At 68.3% G+C, this 14,616-nt stretch carries 15 protein-coding genes; 5 read left to right on the top strand and 10 right to left on the bottom strand.

Going from position 1 to position 14,616, the window contains the following annotated elements:
- Window positions 1–55: 55 nt before the first annotated feature.
- Window positions 56–1,642 (bottom strand): discoidin domain-containing protein, encoded by a 1,587-nt coding sequence (locus ACLJO0_RS06195; protein WP_410576913.1) that lies wholly within the window; start codon window positions 1,640–1,642, stop codon window positions 56–58.
- Window positions 1,643–1,774: 132 nt separating this feature from the next.
- Here ACLJO0_RS06195 and ACLJO0_RS06190 point away from each other — a divergent pair, with 132 nt between their 5' ends.
- Window positions 1,775–2,419, top strand: a complete 645-nt coding sequence (locus ACLJO0_RS06190) for an HAD family hydrolase (protein WP_410576912.1) — start codon at window positions 1,775–1,777, stop codon at window positions 2,417–2,419.
- Here ACLJO0_RS06190 and ACLJO0_RS06185 read toward each other — a convergent pair.
- Complete coding sequence (locus ACLJO0_RS06185; protein WP_410576911.1) at window positions 2,409–2,876, bottom strand: NUDIX domain-containing protein; 468 nt, start codon at window positions 2,874–2,876, stop codon at window positions 2,409–2,411. The genes ACLJO0_RS06190 and ACLJO0_RS06185 overlap by 11 nt on opposite strands.
- A 145-nt stretch (window positions 2,877–3,021) precedes the next feature.
- Here ACLJO0_RS06185 and ACLJO0_RS06180 point away from each other — a divergent pair, with 145 nt between their 5' ends.
- Window positions 3,022–3,462, top strand: coding sequence for a DoxX family protein (locus ACLJO0_RS06180; RefSeq protein WP_410576910.1), 441 nt, complete (start codon window positions 3,022–3,024; stop codon window positions 3,460–3,462).
- Between the two features lie 185 nt (window positions 3,463–3,647).
- The gene (locus ACLJO0_RS06175; protein ID WP_125785032.1) at window positions 3,648–4,076 is read left to right on the top strand and encodes a DoxX family protein; all 429 of its coding nucleotides are present in this window, start codon (window positions 3,648–3,650) and stop codon (window positions 4,074–4,076) included.
- A 91-nt stretch (window positions 4,077–4,167) separates the two neighbouring features.
- Here ACLJO0_RS06175 and ACLJO0_RS06170 read toward each other — a convergent pair whose 3' ends face one another.
- The 7 genes from ACLJO0_RS06170 to ACLJO0_RS06140 form a co-directional block, all read right to left on the bottom strand.
- On the bottom strand, window positions 4,168–4,773 hold the full coding sequence (locus ACLJO0_RS06170) for a GTP-binding protein (RefSeq protein ID WP_125785033.1): 606 nt from the start codon (window positions 4,771–4,773) through the stop codon (window positions 4,168–4,170).
- Complete coding sequence (locus ACLJO0_RS06165; RefSeq protein ID WP_125785034.1) at window positions 4,754–5,125, bottom strand: DUF742 domain-containing protein; 372 nt, start codon at window positions 5,123–5,125, stop codon at window positions 4,754–4,756. The genes ACLJO0_RS06170 and ACLJO0_RS06165 overlap by 20 nt, the downstream gene beginning before the upstream one ends.
- A complete protein-coding gene (locus ACLJO0_RS06160) occupies window positions 5,122–5,532 on the bottom strand; it encodes a roadblock/LC7 domain-containing protein (RefSeq protein ID WP_037341577.1) in 411 nt (136 codons plus the stop codon). Before ACLJO0_RS06160 ends, ACLJO0_RS06165 begins: the two co-directional genes overlap by 4 nt.
- Window positions 5,533–8,055, bottom strand: a complete 2,523-nt coding sequence (locus ACLJO0_RS06155) for a nitrate- and nitrite sensing domain-containing protein (RefSeq protein ID WP_410576909.1) — start codon at window positions 8,053–8,055, stop codon at window positions 5,533–5,535. It lies immediately after the preceding gene.
- A 373-nt stretch (window positions 8,056–8,428) separates the two neighbouring features.
- A complete protein-coding gene (locus tag ACLJO0_RS06150) occupies window positions 8,429–8,779 on the bottom strand; it encodes a hypothetical protein (protein ID WP_410576908.1) in 351 nt (116 codons plus the stop codon).
- A gap of 213 nt (window positions 8,780–8,992) precedes the next feature.
- Entirely contained in the window at window positions 8,993–10,174 is a 1,182-nt protein-coding gene (locus ACLJO0_RS06145; RefSeq protein WP_410576907.1) for a kynureninase, read from the bottom strand.
- Entirely contained in the window at window positions 10,158–10,805 is a 648-nt protein-coding gene (locus tag ACLJO0_RS06140) for a transcriptional regulator (RefSeq protein WP_410576906.1), read from the bottom strand. Before ACLJO0_RS06140 ends, ACLJO0_RS06145 begins: the two co-directional genes overlap by 17 nt.
- 148 nt (window positions 10,806–10,953) lie before the next feature.
- Between ACLJO0_RS06140 and ACLJO0_RS06135 the strand changes: the two genes are divergently transcribed.
- Complete coding sequence (locus tag ACLJO0_RS06135) at window positions 10,954–12,819, top strand: AMP-dependent synthetase/ligase (protein ID WP_410576905.1); 1,866 nt, start codon at window positions 10,954–10,956, stop codon at window positions 12,817–12,819.
- 174 nt (window positions 12,820–12,993) lie between these two features.
- On the top strand, window positions 12,994–13,650 hold the full coding sequence (locus tag ACLJO0_RS06130) for a maleylpyruvate isomerase N-terminal domain-containing protein (protein ID WP_410576904.1): 657 nt from the start codon (window positions 12,994–12,996) through the stop codon (window positions 13,648–13,650).
- On the opposite strand, the gene ACLJO0_RS06125 is transcribed toward ACLJO0_RS06130, so the two are convergent.
- Window positions 13,647–14,540, bottom strand: a complete 894-nt coding sequence (locus ACLJO0_RS06125; protein WP_125792279.1) for an SDR family NAD(P)-dependent oxidoreductase — start codon at window positions 14,538–14,540, stop codon at window positions 13,647–13,649. The genes ACLJO0_RS06130 and ACLJO0_RS06125 overlap by 4 nt on opposite strands.
- Between the last annotated feature and the right edge of the window lie 76 nt (window positions 14,541–14,616).

The raw sequence follows: 14,616 nt of genomic DNA, 5'->3' as shown, positions 1-14,616 counted from the left end.
AGGTTGCGATGGTCCGCGACGCGAACCATCGCAACCTGGTGCCGAAACGCGAGGATCAGTGGCAGGTGTAGGTGGGAGACGAGTCGATGGTCTTGCCGTCGAGACCGACGAACTGGGTCGAGAAGGCGTTGTCCGACATGTTCAGCTTGAGCACGCCGTAGGTCGAGATCGCCTTCGCCGTGGCCGGGTGTTCCGTCTTCACCGGGTACAGGCTCGCCCCGCCACCACCGCCGATGATCTGCACCGGACCGGCGGCGTCCTTGTCCCCGTCCGCGTTCTGCGGATAGAACCGTTCGTAGTGGTGGTCGTGCCCGTTGAGCACGAGGTCGACCTTGTTCTGGACCATGGTCTCCCAGAGGGTGGCCATCTTGCTGTTGTCGCCGTGGTCACCCGAGGTGTAGCGCGGGTGGTGGTAGTACGCGGCGACGCAGGGCTTGGTGTTGTTCTTCAGGTCCTGCTTGATCCAGTTCAGCTGCTCGTCGCTGATCCCGTTCGCGGCGAGGCCGGGCGAGAACTCCGTGCTGTCGATGGCGACGAAGTGCCAGTTGCCCATTTCCCAGCTGTAGTAGGTCTTCCCGTTCGGCGTCGCGATCTTGCCGAAGTACTGCTTGTAGGCGCCCAGCGGGGTGTGGTCGTAGGTCTCGTGGTTGCCGGGGACCGGGTGCATGATGTTCTTGTACTTGCCCCAGGTCTTGTCGAAGTACTTCGTGAAGTCCTCGATGTGGGCGTCGTCGTACTGGTTGTCGCCCATGGTGATCACCGCGGCCGGGTTCATCTGGCCGACCAGCGCGGCGCTCTTCGGGTGCACGCACGAAGACGAGGAAGCGGTGCACTGTTCGGCGATGTCACCGGAGGCGGCGATGACGAACGACGAACCGCCGGCCTGCGTGGTCGCCTGGATCTGGTTGCTGGCCGCCGAGGTGTTGCCGGCGGCGTCCTTCGCGCGGACGGTGTAGGTGTACGCGGTCGACGCGCCCAGCCCGCTGTCGGTGTAGGACGCGGTCTCGGTCGTGCCGACGACCTGGCCGTTGCGCAGCACCTCGTAGCCGGTGACGCCGACGTTGTCGGTCGAACCGGTCCACGTCAGGTCCACAGTGGACGCGGTGACCGAACCGGCCTTGAGGTTGGTCGGCGCGGTGGGCGCCTGCGTGTCACCGGAGGAGTCCGATGTCCCGTATACCTGCATCTCCCACAGGGAGTAGCCGTAGCTCGTGGCGCGTTTGGTCCCGACGAGGCGGAGGTACCGGCCGCGGGCGGACAGGCCGGTGAGGTCGTCGGTCCCGCCGTTGCCGTTGGTGACGGATTTGACCGGGGTCCACGCTGAGCCGTCGTTGGAGACCTCGAGTTTGTACGCGGTGGCGTACGCCGCTTCCCAGTTCAGCTTGACCCGGTTGATGGCGGATGGACCGCCGAGGTCGATGCGGATGAACTGCGGATCGACGCCTTCGGCGCTCGCCCACCGGGTGCCGGTCTTCCCGTCGACGGCCAGCGGGCCGCCGTAGGAGGAGGACTCCACCGACGAGACGAGGACGGATTTACCTTGGGACAAAAGGACATCAGCGGCTTGGGCGTTACCGCTGAGCAGCGTCGGCAACAGGATGGCGGCCGCGCCTAGAGGCAGTAGTCGGGTTCGGGCCTTCACATCGATCTCCCCGGGAATCCGTGGCGGCGGGTTGAGAGGGACGGGTGCGCGGCGTTGTTCGTTTGGTAAGTTTCCTAACGAATGCGTACCGTAATCCGTACCACTCAGTGAGTCAAGACGTAGACTCGTCCCATGACCGGCGCCTTGATCTTCGACTTCGACGGAACGCTGGTCGACACCGAGGCGGCCGTCCTCGTGGCCTGGCAGGAGACGTTCCGCGAACGCGGCGGCGAACTCCCCCTCGACGTCTGGCACACCGTGATCGGCACGCAGAACACCGCCGTCGCGATGTTCGAACTGCTCGAGAAGAACGACGAGAACCTCGACCGGATCGCGGTCCGCACCGGCGTCCGCGCCCGGGTCATCGAACTGCTGGAATCAGTGGGGCCTCGCCCGGGCGTCCAGCAGTATCTCGACGACGCGAAGGAACAGGGCCTGCGGCTGGCCATCGCGTCCAGTTCGACCGGCGACTGGGTCACCACGCATCTGCACCGGCTCGGCCTCGCGGACGCGTTCGAGGCCGTCCTCACCGGCGACCTCCACGAGGCGAAGCCGAGCCCGGACCTCTACCTCGCCGCGCTCGCCGCGCTGGACCTGCCCGCGGCCGAGGCGATCGCGTTCGAGGATTCGCCGCACGGCGTCACCGCGGCGAAGGCCGCCGGACTCCAGTGCGTGGCGGTGCCCAATCCGATCACCGCGGTGCTGAACTTCGACCACGCCGATCTCGTACTCGGCTCGCTGGCCGACAAACCGCTCGGCGAGTTGCTCAGCCGTTGAGCAGTTCGCCGAGGCGGGCCAGGAACGGACGCTGGCCTTTGAGCAGTTTCTCCTCCGCCTCGGCCAGCCCGAACCAGGCGACCCTGTCGACCTCCGGGAACTCCTGCGTCCGGCCGGACCGTGGCGGCCATTCCATTTCGAAGGTGCCCGGCACCACCTGAGCCGGATCGAGGTCGCCCTCGACCGCCCAGACCGTCACGACCTTGCCGCCGGACTGCTTCACGACGCCGAGCGGGAGGTACTCCCCCTCCGGCGCGGGCAGCCCCAGCTCCTCGGTGAACTCGCGCCGCGCCGCGGCCTCCGGCGCCTCGTCCGGCTCGTACTCGCCCTTGGGCACCGACCAGCCGCCCGCGTCCTTCTTCGCCCAGAACGGTCCGCCCATATGCCCGAGCAGTACCTCGGTCACCTCGCCCGACCTGCGGAAGAGCAGGATCCCGGCACTCGTCTTACCCGCCATGACGTCCAGTCTGGCCTTGCGCCGATCGGGTGACGTGACCGGCCCGCGAAAAAACTTTCCGCCCGGATGTCGATTCCCGTCGAGCCCGTCCGACGCGTTGTCAGAAGCCGCCCCACAGACACTCCCACCCGGAAGGACCGGAACCATGACGCAGACCATCACCCCCGCCGAGACCACCGCCACCACCACCCCGCGTGCCGCCAAGGCCCAGGGCGCGATCCAGTCGGCCGTCCGGATCGTCGTCTCGTTCCTCTTCCTCTGCCACGGTTTGCAGGGATTCGGATTCTTCGGTGGTGTCGACGGCGCCGGCGGCTCGGTGGAACTCGGCTCCTGGCCCGGCTGGTACGGCAGCGTGATCGAGGTCGTCGGCGCCGTGCTGGTGCTGGTGGGCCTGTTCACCCGGCCGGTCGCGGTACTCCTCTCCGGCGTGATGGCCTACGCCTACTTCACCGTCCACGCGCCGGAAGGCCTGCTGCCGCTGCAGAACATGGGCGAGCTGTCGACCCTCTACTGCTGGATCTTCCTGCTGATCGCCGCGATCGGCCCCGGCACCTTCGCCCTCGACACCCTGCGTCGCCGACACTGAGGGAGAATCGCGAGGCCCCTTTCCTGGAACGATTCCAGGAAAGGGGCCTTTAACGCGTTTCGGCGTTGTTAAATTCGGACATAACATCGAATTACCCCCCGAAAGAAAGTTCCCTACCGATGGGGGTATCCGGCATCCTCTATCACATCAATGGTTTAGACCACCTTGAGCCGGAAGGATGCGTCATGACCCAGACAGCCACCGCCACGACCACCGAGATCGGTCCGACCGCCCCCAAGTGGCAGGGACTGGCCCTCTCCGTCGTCCGCGTAGTGGTCGCGTTCCTGTTCCTCTGCCACGGCCTGCAGAAGCTGGGACTCTTCGACAAGCCCGCCGTGCCGTTCGCCACCTGGCCGGGCTGGTACGCCGGGGTCATCGAAACGGTCGGCTCGCTGCTGATCCTCGTCGGCCTGTTCACCCGCCCGGTCGCGGTGCTGCTTTCGGGCACGATGGCGTACGCGTATTTCGTGGTACACCAGCCCGACGCGTTGTTACCGCTGCAGAACAAGGGCGAGACGGCGGCCCTGTACTCCTGGATCTTCCTGCTGTTCGCGGTGGTCGGCCCGGGCACCTACGCGCTCGACACCCTGCTGCGCCGGCGCCGGAGGTCCTGAGCCGCTTGCCTGCACGCGCCACTGAAGGACGCTTTCATTGCAAATTTTGCAATGAAAGCGTCCTTCAGTGGCGCTTGAGAGAAGGGAACCGTCAGCGGCCCTGTGGCAGCCCGGCCGCCAAGTCGGACAACGCCAGCACGTGCTCCATCAGCACGGTCAGCACCTGCTTCGTCGACTCGCGTTCCCGCGCGTCGCACAGCAGCAGCGGGACGTCCATGCTGACGTCGAGCGCCTGCCGGACCTCCTCGGTGCCGTAGCGGTAGGCGTTGTCGAAGCAGTTCACGGCGACGACGAACGGCAGTCCGCGGCGCTCGAAGAAGTCGACGGCGGCGAAGCAGCTGTCGAGCCGCCGGGTGTCGGCCAGCACGACGGCGCCGAGCGCGCCTTCGGCCAGTTCGTCCCACATGAACCAGAACCGGTCCTGTCCCGGCGTGCCGAACAGGTACAGGATCAGTTCGGGGTTGATGGTGATGCGGCCGAAGTCGAGGGCGACCGTGGTGGTCGTCTTCTTCTCGACACCGGTGAGGTCGTCGACGCCCTCGGACGCCGCGGTGATGACCTCCTCGGTGCGCAGCGGGGGAACCTCGCTGACCGAACCGACCATCGTGGTCTTACCGACCCCGAACCCGCCGGCGATGAGGACCTTGACCGCGTTCGCGGTCAAGGATCGCCGGGGCTCAGAGTTTCCGGATGCCATCAAGAACCGCCTGGAGTACGTGTTTGTTGGGGGTGTCGGTGACCGGGGTCGCGGTGCGGAACAGCACGAGGTTCTGTTCGATGAGGTCGCTCAGCAGCACCTTCACCACCGGCAGCGGAAGGTCTATGCGCGCGGCGACCTCCGCGACGGAGGTCGGTCTCTGGCACAGGTTGAGGATCCGCCCGTACTCCGGCTCGAAGCCCGCCACCTCGTTCGCGCTGCGCATGGCGACCACCAGGGTGATCAGGTCGAGGCCGAGCGTGTCGGAGCGGGTGCGCCCGCCCGTGACGGCGTACGACCGGACCAGCGGCCCGGCCTCGTCCTCGAACCACGACTCGTGCCGCCCGCTCATGGCGAAGTGGGAGTCGCGGCGCGGGGCGCCGAAGTGAGCACCGCGCCGACCCGTTTGACCATCAGGTTCATTTCGTAGGCGACGAGACCCATGTCCGCGTCTTCCTTCGCCAGCAGCGCGAGGCACGCTCCGCGCCCGGCGGCGGTGACGAACAGGAAGGCGTGGTCCATCTCGACCATGGTCTGGCGGACGTTGCCGCCGCCGAAGTGCCGTCCCGTTCCCCGCGCGAGGCTCTGGAACGCCGACGCGACCGCGGACAGGTGCTCGCCGTCCTGCTCCGACAGGTTCCCGGACCGCCCGATGAGCAGGCCGTCGGAGGACAGGACCACCGCCCTGTCGGCACCGCTGACCCGCTTGACCAGGTCGTCCAGCAACCAGTCGAGTTCACTGACTCCCGCGTTGGCCATCTAGTCACGATCTCCGTACATGTCGAGGTCGGTGTAGTCGTCGGTGGGTTCGGTGTCCCGCGCGCGGCGCGTGCCCTGCTGGAACGCGGCGAGCCGGTTCCTCGCCAGCTCGGGGGTGTCCTCGCGGACCTCCTCGGGCTGGGCGGCGGGCCGGTCCTCCATGAGCTGGGGGACGAGGTTCGCCTGACGGCGGCGCTGCGGCAGCGGTGGCCTGCCGGGCGCCTCGGGGCCGGGCCGCCGGGTCTGCGGCGGGCGGCCGTCCTGGGGACGGGTGTCCTGAGGCCGGTTGTCGGCGGGCGGCCACGCCGGCGGCTGCATCGGCTGCGGACGGCCCTCGGCACGCACGGGCTCGGGGCGGATCGGCTCTGGCCGAGGCGTCTCCGGCCGGGGCACCCGCGGCGGACGCGGGGGCAGCGGCGGCAACGTGCCGCCGGGCTGCTCCGGACCCTGCTGCGCATGCGGCTGCGGCTGGGGTGCCACCGGCATCGGCACGGGCAGTTCGGGCCGTTCCGCGGGGAACTCGGTGCGGTGGCGGGCACGACGGCCCGGGAGCAGCGGCGCGGCTTCCGGCACCTCGGTGCTCTCGGGGTCCACCTCGTCCTCCGGCTGATCAGACGGGACCGGCGCGAGCAGGTCGGTGCGGACGAGCACGATGGCCCTGGTGCCGCCGTACGCCGACTCGCGCAGGTGCACGGAGATCCCGTGACGCGCGGCGAGGCGCGCGACCACGAACAGGCCCAGCCGTGGCTCGGCTGACAAGGCCATGATGCCGAAGTCCGGCGGATCGGCCAACATCGCGTTCAGCTCGGCGGCCTGTTCGGGCTCGATACCGAGGCCCTGGTCCTCGACCTCGATCACGACACCCTTGCCGACCACGTTGCCCCGCAGCTCGACGCGCGACTGCGGCGGCGAGAAGGCGGTCGCGTTGTCGATCAGCTCCGCGAGCAGGTGCACGAGGTCGCCGACGACCGGGCCCTGCACCGCCATCGCGGGCATCTTCGCCGTCTTCACCCTGGCGAAGTCCTCGGTCTCGGCCGAGGCACCGCGGGTCAGCTCGGCCAGCGTCACCGGCTTGCGCCACTGACGACCGGGCTGACCCCCACCGAGGATGATCAGGTTCTCCGCGTTGCGGCGGGCGCGCGTGGAGAGGTGGTCCAGCTGGAAGAGCGTCTCCAGCTGCTCCGGGTCCTCCTGTTTGCGCTCGGCCTGGTCGAGCACCTTGAGCTGGCGGTGCACGATGACCTGGCTGCGGTGCGCGATGTTGAGGAACACCGTCTTGGTGCCCTCACGGGTCCTCGCCTCTTCCACCGCGGCCGCGATGGCGGTCTGCTGCGCCTTGTTGAAGGCCTCGGCGACCTGGCCGATCTCGTCGTCGCCGTGGTCGAGGAAGTGACCCTTGTCGTCGAGGTCGACGGGTTCACCCGCCCGCACCCGGTCCACCAGTTCCGGCAGCCGGATCTCGGCGACGTCGAGGGTGTCCTCGCGCAGCCGCGCCAGCCTTCCGATGAGCCGGTTGGACAGCCGCAGGGCGATGATGAAGACGCCGATCGCCACCAGCAGCGCGATGGCCGCGGCGATGGCCGAGGTGATCAGCGTCCGGTCGGCGTCGTCGACCGCCTGTGTCGTGGCCGTGCCACTCTGCTCGACGAAGCCGCGCATCATCGCGTCGCTGACGCCGCGCGCGGCCTGAAGCCACGTCTGCTCGGGGATGGGGAGCGTGGCCTTGCTGTTCTGCAGGAACGTGTTCTCGACCGTGTTGACGGCCTTCCACGGATCGCTCGCGACGAGCTGGTCGAACTTCGCCTTGACGTCCGGCAGCATCCGCGAGACCGAAGACTCCAGCTGCGAGCGGTAGGAGCCGACCTCGGTGACGTAGGCGCGGTAGGTCTCGTCGGTGAAGCCGCCGCCCGCGACCGCCGCGGCGGCGAGGGCGTTCGCGCGCTGCATCTGGTCGATGGCGGTGAACAGCGGCACCGCGGTGATCCGCTGGTAGGCGTTCTCGGCGTTCGGCGCGTCCTGGGCCAGCCCGGTGAGACCTTCGACGAACTGGTCGAGGATCTGGTTGTAGAAGGTGAAGGCGTCCAGCAGCGGGAGCTGACCGGAGTCGGCCGACTGCCGCATCTGCGGCATCTTCTGGAAGAGCCCGTTCACCGTGGCGATGTTGCGCTGCACGCTGTCGGGCGAGTCGCCGATGAACTTCTGAAGGTGGGCGACGACGCCCTGGGTGGCGGCGTCGGTCTTCGCGCGCTGCTCGACGAGCGTGGCGTGCTGCGACCGGTCCCCGGCGAGTTCGCGCAGCGTCAGGCGCCGCTCTTCCTGCACCTGGACGAAGAAGGGGAGAGAGGGGGCTTCCGAGTCACGGATCCGCTGCGCGTAGTCACGGCCGTTGACCGCGTCGAAGATCAGGTACCCGCCGATCGCCAGACCGACCAGCATCAGCGCGATGCTCGGAATGAGCGCGATCGTCAGAACGCGCGAACGAATCGAAGAGCCGCGGCCTCGTGGAAGGGGAATTTGCTTCACCGTGGTCCGTTTTCCTTCCGGCAGTTTCAGGTGTCGGGTCGCCGGGGATCTCATACCCGCGGGATCCGATTGCCGGATCAACACAGCGTGGTCCGCTCCGCCCGCGAAGACGCTAGGAGACCCAAACGGGTGAGTCAAGTCCAGACGCGAAGGGTAGTCGCGTATGGCCGTGACCAGGTCACGAGAGGTCGGCGGACCTCGAAAGTCCACCACGTGGACCTGGGCGCCCCGACAAGTGACTCACCAGTAGGTCACCTGGCGGTTTACCGCAGGCAGCGGCTTGATCGACAGTCTTCGGACTCGATCAAGTCACAGCTCGCGGCGCTCACTTCGCAGTGAAAAAGCCGGCGAAAACTACTCGCCGTGACGTCGCTCACGCTTTCGGACCAGCGCTCCACATACCGTTCGGTTTGCGAACGACTTCGCCGCGGAGGAACGCCGTCGTAACGCCGTTCGCGCCACGGAATCGAGAATTACGGACACTAATCACCGCCGATTCGGCGAAATGATCTTCGTCGGCGCCGCCGAGCTCGTCGTCGAGGAGCGCGTCGACCTTCCCGGAGGCGTCCCGGAGCATCCGGACGCCCGCCCAGCACAGGGTCGCCACCCCGCAGATCAGGATCGCGACGAGCACGGTCTCGACCGGGTAGCGGGAGCCGAATTCGTTGAGCAGAAAACCGGAGGCGACACCGGACACGGCGACGGCGGTATAGGTGAACGACACGATCCCCTCCTTCTCCAGGCGCCGGGCCCGCGCCTCGCCGATAAGACGCGCGACGCGGGTTTCCCTTACGCCACAGGGGAAGGATCTACGTCACACTCGCGGCGAGAGCGAATATCGAGATTAACAGCGGATTCGCGAAAGATCGCGCGTTCTCCCCCGCGGGGGCGAGGGGATCACCTATTTGCCACCGATTCCCGAATGAGATTCATCGTTTCAGTGTCGGAGCTCCCGAAGTGTCGTAACGGCGCGGAGCACCTCGCCGTAGGTGGTGTAGAGCGGAGCCAGCCCGAACCTCAGCACGTTGGGCGGGCGGAAGTCGCCGATCACCCCGCGTTCGATCAGGGCCGCCATCGTCTTGGCCGCGTCTTCGTCGATGACCGAGATCTGATGCCCGCGGTCTTCGCCGCGCGGGGTCGCGATCGTCGCGCCGTCGAGGAGTTCGTCCGCGCACCGGAAGAAGAACTCGCCGAGCGCGAGCCCCTTCGCCCGCAGCAGCCCGCGATCCACGCCGTCCCAGACGTCGAGGGCCGCGTCGAGCGCGAGCAGCGAAAGGATGTCGGGAGTGCCCGCGCGGCCGCGCGCGATGCCGGCGTTCGCCTCATACGCGCCGCGCATCGCGAACGGGTCGCTGTCACCGGCCCAGCCCGCCAGCGGTTGCTCGAACTTGTCCAGCCATTTCGTTGCCACGTAAAGGAAAGCCGGTGCGCCGGGGCCGCCGTTGAGGAACTTGTACGTGCAGCCGACGGCGAGGTCCACGCCCGCCGCGTCCAATTCGACCGGGAGCGCGCCGACGCTGTGGCAGAGGTCCCAGAGCACCAGCGCGCCCGTGCGGTGCAGCGCCCCGGTCAGCGTGGCCATGTCGTGGGCGCGTCCGGTCACGTAGTCGACGTGGTTGATCAGCGCGACGGCCGTCCGCTCGCCCGCCTCGCGCGGCATGTCCTCGGCGACGACGCGGCGCACCGTGCGCCCGGTCAACCTGGCGACCTCGTCGGCGATGTAGCCGTCGGTCGGGAACGTGTCCGCGTCGACGAGGATCTCGTCGCGGCCCGGCCTGAGGCGGGTCGCGGCGACCAGCGCCTTGAACAGGTTCACGCTGGTCGAGTCCGCCACGACGAGCTGTCCCGGCGCGGCACCCACCAGCGGCGCGATCCGCTCGCCGACCCGTACCGGCGCCTCCCACCAGCCCTCCGACCAGGACCGGATGAGCCGTCCGCCCCATTGCTCGCGGACGACCGCGGCGACCCTGTCCGCCACGTGTTTCGGCGGGGCGCCCAGCGAGTTGCCGTCGAAATAGGCGACGCCGTCGTCGAGGTCGAATTCGTTCCGCTTGTGCGCCAAGGGATCGGCCGCGTCCAGTGCCGCGGCCTCCGCTACGAGATCAGTCACGGTGGTCATCGTCGGCGAGAGTGTTCCAGAAGTCCAGCTCGTACGCCTGGAACAACCGCGCGTGGGTTCGAGCGTCCTTTTCGGACAGTTCGCCGGCGTCGAGCGCGGCCTGCACGGCGCGTACGGCGAGCTCCTCGAGCTCCGGCGACGGCGCACCGAAGAAGTCGAAGAAGGCACATGCCTCGTCGTCGAAGCCGTAGCGCTCACGCATCGCGGCGGCGATCGCGGCGCAGTACCGGCCGAAGGCGGCGAAGTTGGCGACGATCGCCACGATGACGTCCGCGGGTTCGCCGTTGAGCGCCAGCCAGGCTACGAAAGCCGGGTACGCCTGACAGCCCGCGCGCGGCTCGAAGCCGGGCGATTCCTCGGCGAGCGCCGGCAGTTTGCCGAGCGCCAGCCCCTCACCGGAGGCCAAGGCCGCGAAGAACTCCCGCGCGTTCCGCTCCCGCGAACGGGACGCGAGATGCAGGAAACCACGCCAGTCGCTTCGGACGATCCGGTACTCCTCCGCGGCGATCGCGGCGAAGATCCCCCGTGCCGCCTCGCCCGCCGCGACCGACGGAACGAGCCGGTTTTCGTCGTCGCGGGGTACGAGTTCCGCCTGCACCGCGTCGATCAACTCGCGTGCCGAACCGGTCATCGTCGAAGCTCCTCCCGTTCGGTACTGACGCGGTGAAAACGGAAAAGGTGGACATTTCGCGAGCCGCGACCGTGGCCGCGATTCTCTATCCAGCACTGCCGACAGCCCTTACAGTGTGCCTGATCAGGCAGCATCGAGGAGGCCAGCGTTGACCACCCAGCCGACCGTCGCCGAGCAGATCGAAGGCCAGACCATCCCCGCCCTGCTTCACCGCAACGCCCAGGAGTTCGGTGAGCTGCCGGCGGTCACGTCACTCGACAAAGAGGGCAAGCCGACCCTGACCTGGGCCGGATTCCGCACCGCCATCGCGGAGGTGTCGCGCGGGCTCGCGGGCCTCGGGCTCGGCGTCCGCGACCGGATGCTGATCATGGCGCCGAGCAGCCCCGAACACCTGATCGCCGACCTCGCCGCGGCTCATCTCGGCGCGATCCCTTGCACCGCGTACGCGACGCTCAGTCCGGAGCAGATCGGGTTCGTCGCCCGGCACAGCGCCGCCGGTGTCGTCGTCCTCGCCGGTGCCGACGAACTCGGCCGCTGGTCGCAGGTGCTCGACGACCTGCCCGCGCTGCGGCACATCGTCCTGCTCGACGGGTCCGTGATCCCCCCGGACGACAAGCGTTTCCTGTCGTTCGCCGATCTGCGCGCGGCGGGCGCGGAGGCGCACGCGGCCGATCCTCAGGCGTTCGAGACGGCGTGGTCCTCGATCACCCCGGACGACCCGCTGTCGATGATCTACACCTCCGGCACCACCGGCGACCCCAAGGGTGTCGTGCTGTCGCACCGCAACGCGATCTACCAGGCCGTCGCCGTCCAGCGGATGCACGACTCCCCGATGCACGCGACGAACATCGCGTACCTGCCGCTCGCGCATATCGCCGAACGCGAACTGTCGATCTACATGCCGATCGTGTGGGCCGGGCACGTGCACACCGTCGGCGACCCGACCGGCGTCGTCGGCGCGCTGGGCCAAGTGCACCCGAAGAGCTTCTTCGGCGTCCCGCGAGTGTGGGAAAAGATGGTGGCAGGGCTGAAGAACCTGCTCGGCTCGCTGCCGGAGGAGAAGCGGAACGGCCTGCTCGGCGCGAACGAACTGCTGCAGCAGGGCTACAAACTGCGCAGCGACGGCAAGGAGGTGCCGCCGGAACTCGCGGAGAAGATCGCGCAGACCGACGCCGCCGCGCTCGCGCCGGTGCGGGCGATGCTGGGTCTCGACCAGATCGAGGTCGCCTCCAGCGGTGCCGCCGCGCTGCCGGTGGAGATCCTGTACTTCATCGCCGGGCTCGGCGTCGAGATCCAGGAGGTCTGGGGACTGTCCGAGACCACCGGCGCGGTCACCTCGAACACGCCGTCGGCGTTCAAGGCCGGTTCGGTCGGCCGCCCGCTGGAGGGCATCGAGGTGAAGGTCGCCGAAGACGGCGAACTCCTCGTCCGCGGCGCCATCGTCTTCCTCGGGTACCTGCAGGAAGACGGCACGATCAAGCCGGACGTCGACGCCGACGGCTGGCTCGCCACCGGGGACATCGGGACGATCGACGAACGCGGCTTCGTCACGATCACCGACCGCAAGAAGGAACTGATCATCACCTCGAGCGGCAAGAACATCGCCCCGACGAAGATCGAAGGGCTGCTCAAGGAACACCCGCTGATCGGACAGGCCGTCGCGATCGGCGAGAAACGGCCGTACGTCACCGCGCTGATCGTCATCGACGACGAGATCGCGCCGGGCTGGGCGACCGCGAACGGCATCCAGCTCGCCGAGGGCGAATCGCTCGCCGACAACGCGGAGGTCCGCGCGGAGATCGAGAAGGCCGTCGAGGCGGCGAACGCGCGGCTGGCCAGGATCGAGCAGATCAAGCGGTACCACGTGATCCCCAAGGCGTGGACGCCCGAAAGCGGCGAGGTGACCCCGACCTTGAAACTGAAGCGGCGGATCATCAACGACCGCTACGCACCCACGATCGCGGACCTGTACCCGGCCTCCGCTCCGGAACCCGCTCCCACCGCCGGTTCCTGACGCGCGTGAAGTCGTAAGACGCGTGATTGAAGGCGTATCTCGCGTGTCTGGAGCCGTAACTCGCGAGTTACGTCTCCAATCACGCGAATTACGTCTTCAATCACGCGAATTACGTCTCCGAGCACGGGACGAAAGGAGTCGCGACCGGGAAGCGACCGCTGCTAACTTGCCGCCGTGGATCTCTTCTCCCGCTCCTGGGCGGCGCTTCTCGCCGCCGTCGCCGAAACCCCCGACGAAGACTTCGCCAAACCGTCCGGCTGTGCCGGCTGGCTGGTGCGGGACCTGGTGTGTCACCTGGTGATCGACGCGCAGGACGTCCTGATCACCCTCGCGACTCCCGCCGAAACCGAACCCACGCGCGACGCGGTCTCCTACTGGGAGCTCGCCGACAAGCCGCCGACCGGCGAGGACGACCTCGACGCGCTGATCGTGCGGCTCGCCGCCGCCTACCGGGAACCCCGGCTGCTCAAGTTCCATCTCGACGACGTCGGTTCCGCCGCGGGCCGGGCCGCCGACCTCGCCGACCCGGGGATGCGGGTCGCCACCCGCGACATCGTCCTGTCCGCCGGTGACTTCCTGTCCGCGTACGTCCTGGAATGGACGCTGCACCACCTCGATCTGGTCGCGCATCTGCCGCAGGTCGACGGACCCGCCGCCGACAGTCTCGCCAGGACGCGGCAGATCCTGGAGTTGCGCACCGGCGAGACGTTCCCGGCGTCGTTCTCCGACACGGACGCGCTGCTGGTCGGCACCGGCCGCCGCGAGCCGACCGACGCGGAGAAGGCCGAACTCGGCGACCTGGCCGCGAAGCTGCCCTTCGTAGTGGGCTAAGCCGTCCGGGTCGACTCCGTCCACTTCCGCAGCCGGGGCGGGACACGCTTTTCGAGGCCGTAGTTCTCCAGGTGCGCGCTGAAGACCTCGTCGAAGGCGCGCTGCACGGTCTCGGTGTCCCACACCGGCCGCTCGAGGATGGGCTGCTTCAGGTACGGCTGCCCCATGACGTGCAGTTGCGGTCCGTTGCAGCGGATCATCTGCCCGGTGATGCCGTCGGACCCGGCGCCGAGCAGGAAGAGCACGATCGGCGCGATCCGCGACGGCGTCCGGTCCGGCGGGCAGGCCCGCAGCGACCGTTCGGATTTCCACACCATCCGGGTGTGCGCGAGCGGGCAGACCGCGTTCACCCGGATCCCGCTCTCCTCCAGGTCCAGCGCCCAGGAGTAGGTCAGCGAAGCGACGGCGCCCTTGCTGGCGGCGTACACGCCCAGCTTGCGCTGCCCGAGCGAGGCGCCGGACGAGATGTTGACGATCGACCCCGGCCTGCCGCTTTCGACCATCGCCTTGATCGCGGCGAGCCCGGTGTACATGACGCCGAGGACGTTCACCTCGACCAGCTCGCGCGCCTGCTCGACGTCGTCCTCCCACGGCAGCGCCTCGTAGTTCAGGCCCGCGTTGTTGACCAGCCCGTCGATCGCGCCGAACTCGGCGAGGCACAGGTCGACGATCTCCTGCGCCTGCTTCGGATCAGCGACGCTGTGCCCGCTGGCGACCGCCCTGCCGCCGAACCGGCGGATGTTCTCCGTCGTCCGTTCGGCCAGTTCGGCGTCGATGTCGTTGACCACGACGGCGCCGCCCGCCCTCGCCACGTGCACCGCGAACGCCTCACCGAGTCCCCGCCCCGCCCCGGTCACGACGACGGCCTTGTCGTCGAGCAAACCGTTCATCGCCTTCACCCCTTTGAACCCAGCCGGCCTCCACCTCCAGACCGGTCTCTACTCAGTGTTGGCCCATTCGGCCCAG

The organism is Amycolatopsis sp. lyj-108 (assembly GCF_046549005.1).
Classification (GTDB): domain Bacteria; phylum Actinomycetota; class Actinomycetes; order Mycobacteriales; family Pseudonocardiaceae; genus Amycolatopsis.
The sequence above is the reverse complement of the archived record's forward strand: the minus strand, read 5'-3'. Positions and strand labels throughout refer to the sequence as shown.

Excerpts from the sequence above, each read along its gene's own strand:
- ACLJO0_RS06190 (WP_410576912.1), top strand. The coding sequence starts at position 1,775 with ATGACCGGCGCCTTGATCTTCGACTTCGACGGAACGCTGGTCGACACC.
- ACLJO0_RS06185 (WP_410576911.1), bottom strand. The coding sequence starts at position 2,876 with ATGGCGGGTAAGACGAGTGCCGGGATCCTGCTCTTCCGCAGGTCGGGC.
- ACLJO0_RS06180 (WP_410576910.1), top strand. The coding sequence starts at position 3,022 with ATGACGCAGACCATCACCCCCGCCGAGACCACCGCCACCACCACCCCG.
- ACLJO0_RS06175 (WP_125785032.1), top strand. The coding sequence starts at position 3,648 with ATGACCCAGACAGCCACCGCCACGACCACCGAGATCGGTCCGACCGCC.
- ACLJO0_RS06170 (WP_125785033.1), bottom strand. The coding sequence starts at position 4,773 with ATGGCATCCGGAAACTCTGAGCCCCGGCGATCCTTGACCGCGAACGCG.
- ACLJO0_RS06165 (WP_125785034.1), bottom strand. The coding sequence starts at position 5,125 with ATGAGCGGGCGGCACGAGTCGTGGTTCGAGGACGAGGCCGGGCCGCTG.
- ACLJO0_RS06160 (WP_037341577.1), bottom strand. The coding sequence starts at position 5,532 with ATGGCCAACGCGGGAGTCAGTGAACTCGACTGGTTGCTGGACGACCTG.
- ACLJO0_RS06145 (WP_410576907.1), bottom strand. The coding sequence starts at position 10,174 with ATGACCACCGTGACTGATCTCGTAGCGGAGGCCGCGGCACTGGACGCG.
- ACLJO0_RS06140 (WP_410576906.1), bottom strand. The coding sequence starts at position 10,805 with ATGACCGGTTCGGCACGCGAGTTGATCGACGCGGTGCAGGCGGAACTC.
- ACLJO0_RS06125 (WP_125792279.1), bottom strand. The coding sequence starts at position 14,540 with ATGAACGGTTTGCTCGACGACAAGGCCGTCGTCGTGACCGGGGCGGGG.